Annotated in this window: 11 protein-coding genes; all 11 read left to right on the forward strand. The window is 65.9% G+C overall.

Translation table 11 applies throughout. The annotated features are described in order from the left end of the window. Genes ACAV_RS06285 through ACAV_RS06335 form a run of 11 tightly spaced genes read left to right on the forward strand, consistent with a single transcriptional unit; the run spans nucleotide 1 to nucleotide 12,117 of the window. Nucleotides 1-609, forward strand: a complete 609-nt coding sequence (locus ACAV_RS06285; protein WP_013593735.1) for an NADH-quinone oxidoreductase subunit C — start codon at nucleotides 1-3, stop codon at nucleotides 607-609. A gap of 30 nt (nucleotides 610-639) precedes the next feature. Further along, complete coding sequence (locus ACAV_RS06290) at nucleotides 640-1,893, forward strand: NADH-quinone oxidoreductase subunit D (RefSeq protein WP_013593736.1); 1,254 nt, start codon at nucleotides 640-642, stop codon at nucleotides 1,891-1,893. Next, on the forward strand, nucleotides 1,890-2,414 hold the full coding sequence (nuoE, locus tag ACAV_RS06295; protein ID WP_013593737.1) for an NADH-quinone oxidoreductase subunit NuoE: 525 nt from the start codon (nucleotides 1,890-1,892) through the stop codon (nucleotides 2,412-2,414). Before ACAV_RS06290 ends, nuoE begins: the two co-directional genes overlap by 4 nt. Next, nucleotides 2,411-3,769: an NADH-quinone oxidoreductase subunit NuoF gene (nuoF, locus tag ACAV_RS06300; protein WP_013593738.1), complete on the forward strand. Its 1,359-nt coding sequence runs from the start codon at nucleotides 2,411-2,413 to the stop codon at nucleotides 3,767-3,769. Before nuoE ends, nuoF begins: the two co-directional genes overlap by 4 nt. 15 nt (nucleotides 3,770-3,784) lie before the next feature. Then, nucleotides 3,785-5,947: an NADH-quinone oxidoreductase subunit NuoG gene (nuoG, locus tag ACAV_RS06305; protein WP_013593739.1), complete on the forward strand. Its 2,163-nt coding sequence runs from the start codon at nucleotides 3,785-3,787 to the stop codon at nucleotides 5,945-5,947. Next, complete coding sequence (nuoH, locus tag ACAV_RS06310) at nucleotides 5,944-7,020, forward strand: NADH-quinone oxidoreductase subunit NuoH (protein ID WP_013593740.1); 1,077 nt, start codon at nucleotides 5,944-5,946, stop codon at nucleotides 7,018-7,020. The genes nuoG and nuoH overlap by 4 nt, the downstream gene beginning before the upstream one ends. 15 nt (nucleotides 7,021-7,035) lie before the next feature. Then, entirely contained in the window at nucleotides 7,036-7,551 is a 516-nt protein-coding gene (gene nuoI, locus ACAV_RS06315; protein ID WP_011794414.1) for an NADH-quinone oxidoreductase subunit NuoI, read from the forward strand. A gap of 38 nt (nucleotides 7,552-7,589) precedes the next feature. Beyond that, the gene (locus ACAV_RS06320) at nucleotides 7,590-8,258 is read left to right on the forward strand and encodes an NADH-quinone oxidoreductase subunit J (RefSeq protein ID WP_013593741.1); all 669 of its coding nucleotides are present in this window, start codon (nucleotides 7,590-7,592) and stop codon (nucleotides 8,256-8,258) included. After that, nucleotides 8,255-8,563, forward strand: a complete 309-nt coding sequence (nuoK, locus tag ACAV_RS06325; RefSeq protein ID WP_011794416.1) for an NADH-quinone oxidoreductase subunit NuoK — start codon at nucleotides 8,255-8,257, stop codon at nucleotides 8,561-8,563. The genes ACAV_RS06320 and nuoK overlap by 4 nt, the downstream gene beginning before the upstream one ends. A gap of 28 nt (nucleotides 8,564-8,591) precedes the next feature. Further along, nucleotides 8,592-10,628 (forward strand): NADH-quinone oxidoreductase subunit L, encoded by a 2,037-nt coding sequence (gene nuoL / locus ACAV_RS06330; RefSeq protein ID WP_174270269.1) that lies wholly within the window; start codon nucleotides 8,592-8,594, stop codon nucleotides 10,626-10,628. Between the two features lie 13 nt (nucleotides 10,629-10,641). After that, entirely contained in the window at nucleotides 10,642-12,117 is a 1,476-nt protein-coding gene (locus ACAV_RS06335; RefSeq protein ID WP_013593743.1) for an NADH-quinone oxidoreductase subunit M, read from the forward strand. Nucleotides 12,118-12,120 lie beyond the last annotated feature (3 nt).

Consider the following 12,120-nt stretch of genomic DNA (forward strand, 5'->3'; position numbering starts at 1 on the left):
ATGACAGCCATTGCCATCCGACCCGAGGCTCTGCGGGACGCGGTCGCCGCTGCGCTCGGCGACAAGGCGCGCGACATCGTGATCGCGCTCGACGAACTCACGGTGACCGTCCCGGCCGCCGACTACCTGGCCGCGATGCAGCTGCTGCGCGATGCGCCCGGCTGCCGGTTCGAGCAGCTCGTGGACCTCTGCGGCATCGACTACTCCACCTATGGCGACGTGGGCACGGAAGGTGCGCGTTACGCCGTGGTGTCGCACCTGCTGTCCGTCAGTCTCAACCAGCGCGTGCGCGTGAAGGTGTTCTGCCCTGACGACGACTTCCCCGTGGTGGCGTCGGTGTCCAGCATCTGGAACTCCGCCAACTGGTACGAGCGCGAAGCCTTCGATCTCTACGGCATCGTGTTCGACGGCCATGACGACCTGCGCCGCATCCTGACCGACTACGGCTTCATCGGCCATCCGTTCCGCAAGGATTTCCCGCTGTCGGGCCACGTCGAGATGCGCTACGACACCGAGGCGCGCCGCGTGGTGTACGAGCCGGTGACGATCGAGCCGCGCGAGATCACGCCCCGCATCATCCGCGAAGAAAAGTATGGAGGCCTGCACTGAGGCGCTGCTAGCGCATTCAGGCGATCCACGATGGCTGAAATCAAGAACTACTCCCTGAACTTTGGTCCGCAGCACCCGGCCGCGCACGGCGTGCTGCGCCTGGTGCTCGAGCTCGACGGCGAAGTCGTCCAGCGCGCCGACCCCCACATCGGCCTGCTGCACCGCGCCACCGAAAAGCTGGCCGAGCACAAGACCTTCATCCAGTCGCTGCCCTACATGGACCGGCTGGACTACGTCTCGATGATGTGCAACGAGCACGCCTACTGCCTGGCCATCGAGAAGCTGCTGGGCATCGACGTGCCGCTGCGCGCGCAGTACATCCGCGTGATGTTCTCCGAGATCACGCGCCTGCTGAACCACCTGATGTGGCTGGGATCGCACGGAAACGATTGCGGCAGCTCCACGATCCTGATCTACACGTTCCGCGAGCGTGAGGACCTGTTCGACATGTACGAGGCGGTGTCGGGCGCGCGCATGCACGCGGCCTACTTCCGTCCGGGCGGCGTCTACCGCGACCTGCCCGACAGCATGCCGCAGTACCAGGCGAGCAAGGTGCGCAACGCCAAGGCGATCGAGGTGATGAACCAGAACCGCCGCGGCTCGCTGCTGGACTTCATCGACGACTTCACGCAGCGCTTCCCCAAGTGCGTGGACGAGTACGAGACGCTGCTGACGGACAACCGCATCTGGAAGCAGCGCACCGTGGACATCGGCATCGTGACGCCGGAGCGCGCGCTGAACCTCGGCATGACGGGCCCGATGCTGCGCGGCTCGGGCATCGCCTGGGACCTGCGCAAGAAGCAGCCCTACGACGCCTACGACCGCGTGGAATTCGACATTCCCGTGGGCAAGACGGGCGACTGCTACGACCGCTACCTCGTGCGCGTGCAGGAGATGCGCCAGTCCAACCGCATCATCAAGCAGTGCGTGGACTGGCTCAAGGCCAACCCCGGCCCCGTCATCACCGACAACCACAAGGTGGCACCGCCGTCGCGCGAGTCGATGAAGTCGAACATGGAAGAGCTGATCCACCACTTCAAGCTCTTCACCGAAGGCTTCCGCGTGCCCGAGGGCGAAGCCTATGCCGCCGTCGAGCACCCGAAGGGCGAGTTCGGCATCTACCTCGTGAGCGACGGCGCCAACAAGCCGTACCGGCTCAAGATCCGCGCGCCGGGCTTTGCCCACCTCGCGACCCTCGACGAGATGGCGCGCGGGCACATGATTGCCGATGCCGTGGCCATCATTGGCACGATGGATATCGTGTTCGGAGAGATTGACCGATGAGTACCGAATCGAACCAAGCCGCCGGCTCGCCGGTGACCGAGGCTACGCGCGCGCGCTTCGCCCGCGAAGTGGCGAAGTACCCGCCGGAGCAGAAGCAGTCCGCCGTGATGGCCTGCCTGTCCATCGTGCAGCAGGAGCAGGGCTGGGTCAGCGCCGAGAGCGAGGCCGTGATCGCCGAGGTCCTGGGCATGCCCCAGATCGCCGTGCATGAAGTCACGACCTTCTACAACATGTACAACCAGCAGCCGCTGGGCAAGTACAAGCTGAACGTCTGCACCAACCTGCCGTGCCAGCTGCGCGACGGCCAGAAGGCGCTGCACCACCTCGAGAAGAAGCTCGGCATCGCCATGGGCGAGACCACGCCCGACGGCCTGTTCACGCTGCAGCAGTGCGAATGCCTGGGCGCGTGCGCCGATGCGCCCGTGATGCTGGTGAACGACCGCACGATGTGCAGCTTCATGGACAACGAGAAGCTCGACCAGCTCGTGGACGGCCTGCGCCAGGCGGAGGGACAGGCATGACCACCGCAGCACAGATCCTCTCGCAGTTCCAGGCCACGGGCGTCCAGACCTGCTTCCACGACCGCCACATCGAGCCGCAGATCTACGCGGGCCTCGACGGCACGAACTGGAGCATCAAGGACTACGAGGCGCGCGGCGGCTACCAGGCCCTGCGCAAGATCCTCGGCACCGACGGCGGCGAGCCGATGACGCAGGACCAGGTCATCGCCACCGTCAAGGAATCCGGCCTGCGCGGCCGCGGCGGCGCGGGCTTCCCGACGGGCCTGAAGTGGAGCTTCATGCCCCGCTCGTTCCCGGGGCAGAAGTACCTCGTCTGCAATTCCGACGAAGGCGAGCCGGGCACCTGCAAGGACCGCGACATCCTGCAGTTCAACCCGCACATCGTCATCGAGGGCATGATCATCGCGGCCTTCGCGATGGGCATCTCGGTGGGCTACAACTACATCCACGGCGAGATCTTCCAGACCTACGAGCGTTTCGAGGAGGCGCTGGAAGAGGCGCGCGCCGCGGGCTACCTGGGCGACAACATCCTGGGCAGCAGCTTCAGCTTCCAGTTGCACGCCGCCCATGGCTTCGGCGCCTACATCTGCGGCGAGGAAACCGCGCTGCTCGAGTCGCTGGAGGGCAAGAAGGGCCAGCCCCGCTTCAAGCCGCCGTTCCCGGCCAGCTTCGGCCTGTACGGCAAGCCCACCACGATCAACAACACCGAGACCTTCGCGGCGGTGCCCTGGATCATCCGCAACGGCGGCGCGGCCTACCTGGCCTGCGGCAAGCCGAACAACGGCGGCACCAAGATCTTCTCGGTGTCCGGCGACGTGGAGAAGCCCGGCAACTACGAAGTGCCGCTGGGCACACCGTTCGCCAAGCTGCTGGAGCTCGCCGGTGGCGTGCGCAAGGGCCGCCAGCTCAAGGCCGTGATCCCGGGTGGCTCGTCCGCCCCGGTGCTGCCCGCGTCCATCATCATGGAATGCACGATGGACTACGACTCCATCGCCAAGGCCGGCTCGATGCTGGGCTCGGGCGCCGTGATCGTCATGGACGATTCGCGCAGCATGGTCGAGAGCCTGCTGCGCCTGTCGTACTTCTATTCGCACGAGTCCTGCGGCCAGTGCACGCCCTGCCGCGAGGGCACGGGCTGGATGTGGCGCGTCATCGACCGCATCCAGCACGGCCAGGGCCGCGAAGGCGACCTGGACCTGCTCAATTCGGTGGCGGACAACATCCAGGGGCGCACCATCTGCGCCCTGGGCGACGCGGCGGCCATGCCGGTGCGCGCCATGATCAAGCACTTCCGTCCGGAATTCGAGGCGCTGATCCGCAACAAGACGAGCCCCCAGGCTCCGGCCTCCGCCTGATCGCGAGAAACGCATATGGTTGAAATCGAACTCGACGGGAAGAAGGTGGAAGTCGCCGAAGGCTGCATGGTGATGCATGCGGCCGAGAAGGCGGGCACCTACATCCCTCATTTCTGCTATCACAAGAAGCTCTCCATCGCCGCCAACTGCCGCATGTGCCTGGTGGACGTGGAGAAGGCTCCCAAGCCGATGCCCGCCTGCGCCACGCCCGTGACGCAGGGCATGATCGTGCGCACCAAGAGCGACAAGGCCATCAAGGCCCAGCAGTCGGTCATGGAATTCCTGCTGATCAACCACCCGCTGGACTGCCCCATCTGCGACCAGGGCGGCGAGTGCCAGCTGCAGGACCTGGCCGTGGGCTATGGCGGCTCCTCCTCGCGCTACGAGGAAGAAAAGCGCGTGGTCTTCCACAAGGACGTCGGCCCGCTGATCTCCATGGAGGAGATGAGCCGCTGCATCCACTGCACCCGCTGCGTGCGTTTCGGCCAGGAAGTGGCCGGCGTGATGGAGCTGGGCATGATCCACCGCGGCGAGCATTCCGAGATCACCACCGTGGTGGGCGATACCGTGGATTCCGAGCTGTCGGGCAACATGATCGACATCTGCCCCGTGGGCGCGCTCACGAGCAAGCCGTTCCGCTACAGCGCCCGCACCTGGGAGTTGTCGCGCCGCAAGTCGGTCAGCCCGCACGATTCCACCGGTGCCAACCTGATCGTCCAGGTGAAGAACCACAAGGTCATGCGCGTCGTCCCGTTCGAGAACGAGGACGTGAACGAGTGCTGGATCGCCGACCGCGACCGCTTCTCGTACGAAGCGCTGAACGGCCCCGACCGCCTCACGAAGCCCATGCTCAAGCAGGGCGGCCAGTGGAAGGAAGTCGACTGGCAGACGGCCCTCGAATACGTGGCCAACGGCCTGCGCGGCATCCAGTCCGAGCACGGTGCCCAGAGCATCGGCGCGCTGGTCAGCCCGCACAGCACGCTGGAAGAACTGCACCTCGCCACGCTGCTGGTGCGCGGCCTGGGCAGCGACAACATCGACTACCGCCTGCGCAATGCCGAATTCCCGGCTTCCGAAGGCGTCCGCTGGCTGGGCATGCCGATCGCGGCGCTGTCCACGCTGCAGTCCGTGCTGGTCGTGGGCTCCAACCTGCGCAAGGAACACCCGCTGTTCGCGCAGCGCATCCGCCAGGCGGCCCGCAAGGGCTGCGCGGTGAGCGCGCTGAACGCCGTGGCCTACGACTGGGCCATGCCGATGGCGCAATCCATCGTGGCGCCCGCCGGTGAGTGGGCCGCCGCGCTGGCCGACATCGCCGCCGCCGTGGCCCAGGAGCGTGGCGTGGCCGCGCCCGTGGCCTCCGGCCGTGCGACCGATGCGGCACTGGCCGTTGCGCGTTCGCTCGCGTCCGGCGAAGGCCGCGCCGTGCTGCTCGGCAATGCCGCCGCGCACCATGCCCAGGCCTCGTCGCTGCTGGCGCTGGCCCAGTGGATCGGCGCGCAGACCGGCGCCGTGGTCGGCTACCTGACCGAAGCGGCCAACACCGTTGGCGCGCAGTTCGTGGGCGCACAGCCCCGCCAGGGCGGGCTCGATGCCGGCCGCATGCTGGCCGGTGGCCTCAAGGCCGCGCTGCTCCTCAATACCGAGCCGGTGCACGACTCCGCTGCCGGTGCGCGCGCCGCCGAGGCGCTCGCGCAGGCCGAGATGGTCGTGACGCTGAGCCCGTTCAAGACCAACCTGGAATTCAGCGACGTGCTGCTGCCCATCGCCCCGTTCACCGAAACCTCCGGCAGCTTCGTGAATGCCGAAGGCCGCCTGCAGGGCTTCCACGCCGTGGTCAAGCCGCTGGGCGATGCGCGTCCGGCCTGGAAGGTGCTGCGCGTGCTCGGCAACCTGCTGGGCGTGCAGGGCATCGGCTTCGAGACCTCGCAGGAGGTGCTGGCCCACGCCGTGGGCGCCACCGGTGCCGAACTGCCGACGCACGTGCCGGCCGCCCGCCTGTCCAACACCACGTCCACGGCACCTGCCGTGCCGGCCGCAGCCGGCACGCCGGAGCCCGTGGTCGCTGCCATCTACCAGCTCGACAGCCTCGTGCGCCGTGCGCCCTCGCTGCATCTGACGGCCGACGGTCGCCAGGCTGCCGCGGCCGCCCCCGCCGCCGTGGAAGGAGCCGCAGCATGATCGACGCGCTCTACAACGGCGGGCTGAACCTCGTCGCCCAGTCCTGGTGGACGGGCGCCGTGTGGCCCGTGCTCTGGAACCTGCTCAAGATCGTCGCCATCGTGGCGCCGCTCATGGGCGCGGTGGCCTACCTCACGCTCTGGGAGCGCAAGCTGCTGGGCTTCATGCAGGTGCGCCACGGCCCCAACCGCGTGGGCCCGTTCGGCCTGCTGCAGCCGCTGGCCGACGGCCTGAAGCTGCTCACCAAGGAAATCATCCAGCCCGCGGCGGCCAGCAAGGGCCTGTTCGTGCTGGGCCCGGTGATGGCCATCATGCCCGCGCTCGCGGCCTGGGTGGCGATCCCCTTCGGCCCCGACGTGGCGCTGGCCAACGTGAACGCCGGCCTGCTGCTGATCATGGCGATCACCTCGATCGAGGTGTACGGCGTGATCATCGCCGGCTGGGCCTCGAACTCGAAGTACGCCTTCCTGGGTGCGCTGCGCGCATCGGCCCAGATGGTGAGCTACGAGATCGCCATGGGCTTCTGCTTCCTGGTGGTCATCATGGTCTCGGGCAGCATGAACCTCACGCAGATCGTGCTGAGCCAGGGGCAGGGCACGATGGCGAACGCCGGCCTGTCGTTCCTGTCGTGGAACTGGCTGCCGCTGCTGCCGATCTTCATCGTCTACCTGATCTCCGGCGTGGCCGAGACCAACCGCCACCCGTTCGACGTGGTGGAAGGCGAGGCGGAAATCGTGGCCGGCCACATGGTCGAATACTCGGGCATGGGCTTCGCTATCTTCTTCCTGGCCGAATACGCCAGCATGTGGCTCGTGTCCATCCTGGGCGTGACCATGTTCCTGGGCGGCTGGCTGTCGCCGGTGGCGGCCCTGGACTTCATCCCGGGCTGGATCTGGCTGGGCCTCAAGACCTTCCTCGTGGTGTCCATGTTCATCTGGATCCGCGCGACCTTCCCGCGCTTCCGGTATGACCAGATCATGCGCCTGGGCTGGAAGATCTTCATTCCGGTCACCCTGGTGTGGCTGCTGATCGTGGGCGCGTGGCTGCTGTCGCCCTGGAACATCTGGAAATAAGCGGGACACGACATCATGGCTGCTGTTGCTGCTGCTACGACATCTTTTTCCTTCAAGGACTTTTTCAAGAGCTTCATGCTCGTGGAACTGGTCAAGGGCATGGCCCTGACCGGCCGCTACGCGTTCCGCCGCAAGGTGACGGTGCAGTTCCCCGAAGAGAAGACTCCGCTGTCGCCGCGCTTCCGCGGGCTGCATGCGCTGCGCCGCTACGAGAACGGCGAGGAGCGCTGCATCGCCTGCAAGCTCTGCGAGGCGGTCTGCCCGGCGCTCGCGATCACGATCGAGTCGGACGTGCGTGCCGATGGTTCGCGTCGCACGACGCGCTACGACATCGACCTCACGAAGTGCATCTTCTGCGGCTTCTGCGAAGAGAGCTGCCCGGTCGATTCGATCGTCGAGACGCAGATCCTGGAATACCACGGCGAGAAGCGGGGCGACCTGTACTTCACCAAGGACATGCTCCTGGCGGTCGGCGACCGCTACGAGGCCGAAATCGCCGCCGCCAAGGCGGCCGACGCCAAGTACCGCTGACCAGCGGCTCCTGAACCACTTTTCACAAGATCCGATTCATGGACGCCAAGACTGGTTTCTTCTATCTGTTCTCGGTCGTGCTGCTGTATGCGGCCTTCCGGGTCATCACCGCGCGCAACCCCGTGCATGCGGTGCTCCACCTGATCCTCGCGTTCTCGCAGGCCGCCGCCATCTGGCTGCTGCTGAAGGCCGAATTCCTGGCCATCGCGCTCGTGCTGGTGTACCTGGGCGCCGTCATGGTGCTGTTCCTGTTCGTGGTGATGATGCTGGACATCCACATCGACACCGTGCGGCAGGGCTTCTGGCGGCACTTCCCGCTCGCGGCCTTCATCGGCGCGCTGATCGCGCTCGAAATGGCCGCGGTGCTGATGGGCGGCTTCCGCGGCATGGACGAACCCAAGGCCGTGGCGGCCATGGTGGACGCGGCCGGCAACGTGGTGCAGTACTCCAACACCAAGGCGCTGGGCAAGCTGCTCTACACCGAATACCTGTACCCGGTGGAAATCGCCGCGGTGATCCTGCTGGTGGCGATGATCGCCGCCATCGCCCTGACCCTGCGCCAGCGCAAGGACACCAAGGTGACCAAGGTTTCGGAGCAGGTGCGCGTGCGCGCCGCCGACCGCGTCGCGCTGGTGAAGGTCGCCGCGACGCAGAAGCCCGCGGAAGAAGCGGCGGCGCCCGCAGCCGCCGAGGAGAAGAAGGCATGACGTTGACCCTGGGCCATTTCCTGTCGCTGGGCGCGATGCTGTTCGCGCTGTCGGTGATCGGCATCTTCCTGAACCGCAAGAACCTCATCGTGCTGCTCATGGCCATCGAGCTGATGCTCCTGGCCGTGAACATGAACTTCGTCGCGTTCTCCCACTACCTGGGCGACATGCACGGGCAGGTGTTCGTGTTCTTCATCCTGACGGTGGCCGCGGCCGAATCCGCCATCGGCCTCGCGATCCTGGTGCTGCTGTTCCGCAACAAGTCCAGCATCGACGCGGAAGATCTCAACACCCTCAAGGGCTGATCCGCCGGTACTTGCAAGGTCTTCAAGAATGAGTCAAACCCTCTCAGCTTCGATGCTCCTCGCGGTGCCGCTGGCGCCGCTGGCGGGCTCCGCGCTCGCCGGCATCCTCGGCACGGCCTTCGGCGGCAACCGCATCGGACGCCGCGCGAGCCACACCCTCACGATCCTCGGCGTGTTCGTCGCGTTCGTGCTCTCGGCCCTGACGTTCAAGAGCGTGGCGCTCGACGGCGCCCGCTTCAACGAGACGCTCTACACCTGGATGGTGGTGGGCGGCCTCAAGATGGAAGTCGGCTTCCTCATCGACACGCTCACCGCCATGATGATGTGCGTGGTGACCTTCGTGTCGCTGATGGTGCACATCTACACCATCGGCTACATGGAAGAGGACGACGGCTACAACCGCTTCTTCTCGTACATCTCGCTGTTCACGTTCTCGATGCTCATGCTGGTCATGAGCAACAACCTGCTGCAGCTGTTCTTCGGCTGGGAAGCGGTGGGCCTCGTGTCGTACCTGCTGATCGGCTTCTGGTTCAACAAGCCCACGGCCATCTTCGCCAACATGAAGGCGTTCCTCGTGAACCGCGTCGGCGACTTCGGCTTCATCCTGGGCATCGGCCTGATCGCCGCCTACACCGGCACGCTGAACTACGGCGAGATCTTCGCCAAGTCGGGCGAGCTCGGCACCATCGGCTTCCCGGGCACGAACTGGATGCTCATCACCGTGATCTGCATCTGCCTGTTCATCGGCGCGATGGGCAAGAGCGCGCAGTTCCCGCTGCACGTGTGGCTGCCCGACTCGATGGAAGGCCCGACCCCGATCTCGGCGCTGATCCACGCGGCCACCATGGTGACCGCCGGCATCTTCATGGTGTCGCGCATGTCGCCGCTGTTCGAGCTGTCGGACACGGCCCTCAACTTCATCCTGGTGATCGGTGCCATCACGGCCCTGTTCATGGGCTTCCTGGGCATGATCCAGAACGACATCAAGCGCGTGGTGGCCTATTCCACGCTGTCGCAGCTGGGCTACATGACCGTGGCGCTGGGCGCTTCCGCCTACTCGGTGGCCGTTTTCCACCTGATGACGCACGCGTTCTTCAAGGCGCTGCTGTTCCTCGGCGCGGGCTCGGTGATCATGGGCATGCACCACAACCAGGACATCCGCTGGATGGGCGCCGTGCGCAAGTACATGCCCATCACCTGGATCACCTCGCTGCTGGGCTCCCTGGCGCTGATCGGCATGCCGCTGTTCTCGGGCTTCTATTCCAAGGACAGCATCATCGAGGCCGTGCACGCCAGCACGCTGCCCGCCGCGGGCTTCGCGCACTTCGCCGTGCTGGCCGGCGTGTTCGTCACCGCGTTCTATTCGTTCCGCATGTACTTCCTGGTCTTCCACGGCAAGGAGCGCTACGACCAGAATCCGGACGCGCACCACGACGACCACCATGCCCACGACGACCATGGTCACGGCCATGGCCACGACGCCAAGCCGCACGAGTCGCCGTGGGTGGTGACGGTGCCCCTGGTGCTGCTGGCGATCCCCTCGGTGGTGATCGGCTTCCTGGCCATCCAGCCGATGCTGTTCGGCGACTTCTTCAAGGACGTGATCTTCGTGGACGCCGCCAGGCACCCCGCGATGGCCGAGCTGTCCGAGATGTTCCACGGCCCGGTGGCGATGGCCCTGCACGGCCTGCAGGCGGCGCCGTTCTGGCTGGCCCTGGCCGGTGTCGCGCTCTCCTACTACATGTACATGGTGAACCCGGCCCTGCCGGCTGCGATCAAGCGCACCTGCATGCCGATCTACGTCCTGTTCGAGAACAAGTACTACCTCGACTGGATCAACGAGAACATCATCGCCCGCGGTGCCCGCGCACTGGGCACGGGCCTGTGGAAGGGCGGCGACCAGGCCGTGATCGACGGCGCCGTGGTGAACGGTTCCTGGAAGGTCGTCGGCTGGGTCGCCGGCATCGTGCGCTGGGTGCAGTCGGGCTACATCTACCACTATGCGCTGGTGATGATCCTGGGCGTGTTCGGGCTCATGACGTACTTCGTGTGGCTCAACAAGTAGAGGAACAAGAAAAATGGGTTTGTTGAGTCTTGCCATCTGGACGCCGATCGCCTTCGGTGCCCTGCTGCTGGCCTTCGGGCGCGACGATCAGGCGCGCGCCGTCCGCTGGATCGCGCTGATCGGCTCGCTGATCGGCCTGGCCGTGACGCTGCCGCTCTACGGCAACTTCGACAACGGCACCGCCGCGGCGCAGTTCGTCGAGAAGATCCTCTGGATCGAGCGCTTCAACGTGCACTACCACCTGGGCCTGGACGGCATCTCGTTCTGGTTCGTGCCGCTGACGGCCTTCATCACGGTGATCGTGGTGATCGCCTCCTGGGAGTCGATCACCGAGCGCGTGAACCAGTACATGGGCGCGTTCCTGATCCTCTCGGGCCTCATGATCGGCGTGTTCAGCGCCATGGACGGCCTGCTGTTCTACGTGTTCTTCGAAGCCACGCTGATCCCGATGTACCTCATCATCGGCATCTGGGGCGGCCCGAACAAGATCTACGCGGCGTTCAAGTTCTTCCTCTACACGCTGCTCGGCTCGCTGCTCATGCTGATCGCGCTGGTGTACCTGTACAACCAGTCCGGCGGCAGCTTCGACATCGCCACCTGGCACCAGCTGCCGCTGTCGGCCCGCGCCCAGACGCTGCTGTTCTTCGCCTTCTTCGCGGCCTTCGCCGTGAAGGTGCCGATGTGGCCGGTGCACACCTGGCTGCCGGACGTGCACGTGGAAGCCCCCACGGGCGGCTCCGCCGTGCTGGCGGCCATCATGCTGAAGCTGGGCGCCTACGGCTTCCTGCGCTTCTCGATGCCCATCGCGCCTGATGCCGCACGCCATTGGGCGTGGCTGATGATCGCGCTGTCGCTGGTGGCGGTGATCTACGTGGGCCTGGTGGCCATGGTGCAGAAGGACATGAAGAAGCTGGTGGCGTATTCGTCCGTGGCCCACATGGGTTTCGTGACGCTGGGCTTCTTCATCTTCAACGACCTGGGCGTCTCTGGCGGCCTGGTGCAGATGATCGCCCACGGCTTCGTGTCGGGCGCGATGTTCCTCTCGATCGGCGTGCTGTACGACCGCGTGCATTCGCGGGAGATCGCGGCCTACGGCGGCGTGGTCAACACCATGCCCAAGTTCGCGGCGTTCGCGCTGCTGTTCGCGATGGCCAACTGCGGCTTGCCGGGCACGGCCGGCTTCGTGGGCGAGTGGATGGTGATCCTGGGCGCCGTGAAGGCGAACTTCTGGATCGGTCTGCTGGCCGCCACCGCGCTGATCTTCGGCGCTGCCTACACGCTGTGGATGTTCAAGCGCGTCTATCTCGGCCCGGTGGGCAACGACAACGTGCGCGGCCTGCTGGACATCAGCGCCCGCGAATTCCTGGTGCTGGGCGTGCTGGCCGTGGCCGTGCTCTACATGGGCCTGTATCCGCGCCCCTTCACCGACGTGATGGACGTGTCGGTGGCCGAACTGCTGAAGCACGTGGCGCAGACCAAGCTCCATTGAACC

It is taken from the genome of Paracidovorax avenae ATCC 19860, assembly GCF_000176855.2.
Lineage (GTDB): Bacteria > Pseudomonadota > Gammaproteobacteria > Burkholderiales > Burkholderiaceae_C > Paracidovorax > Paracidovorax avenae.

What these genes read in the sequence shown, in the direction of transcription:
- ACAV_RS06285 (WP_013593735.1), top strand. Translation starts at nt 1, where the DNA reads ATGACAGCCATTGCCATCCGACCCGAGGCTCTGCGGGACGCGGTCGCC.
- ACAV_RS06290 (WP_013593736.1), top strand. Translation starts at nt 640, where the DNA reads ATGGCTGAAATCAAGAACTACTCCCTGAACTTTGGTCCGCAGCACCCG.
- nuoE (WP_013593737.1), top strand. Translation starts at nt 1,890, where the DNA reads ATGAGTACCGAATCGAACCAAGCCGCCGGCTCGCCGGTGACCGAGGCT.
- nuoF (WP_013593738.1), top strand. Translation starts at nt 2,411, where the DNA reads ATGACCACCGCAGCACAGATCCTCTCGCAGTTCCAGGCCACGGGCGTC.
- nuoG (WP_013593739.1), top strand. Translation starts at nt 3,785, where the DNA reads ATGGTTGAAATCGAACTCGACGGGAAGAAGGTGGAAGTCGCCGAAGGC.
- nuoH (WP_013593740.1), top strand. Translation starts at nt 5,944, where the DNA reads ATGATCGACGCGCTCTACAACGGCGGGCTGAACCTCGTCGCCCAGTCC.
- nuoI (WP_011794414.1), top strand. Translation starts at nt 7,036, where the DNA reads ATGGCTGCTGTTGCTGCTGCTACGACATCTTTTTCCTTCAAGGACTTT.
- ACAV_RS06320 (WP_013593741.1), top strand. Translation starts at nt 7,590, where the DNA reads ATGGACGCCAAGACTGGTTTCTTCTATCTGTTCTCGGTCGTGCTGCTG.
- nuoK (WP_011794416.1), top strand. Translation starts at nt 8,255, where the DNA reads ATGACGTTGACCCTGGGCCATTTCCTGTCGCTGGGCGCGATGCTGTTC.
- nuoL (WP_174270269.1), top strand. Translation starts at nt 8,592, where the DNA reads ATGAGTCAAACCCTCTCAGCTTCGATGCTCCTCGCGGTGCCGCTGGCG.
- ACAV_RS06335 (WP_013593743.1), top strand. Translation starts at nt 10,642, where the DNA reads ATGGGTTTGTTGAGTCTTGCCATCTGGACGCCGATCGCCTTCGGTGCC.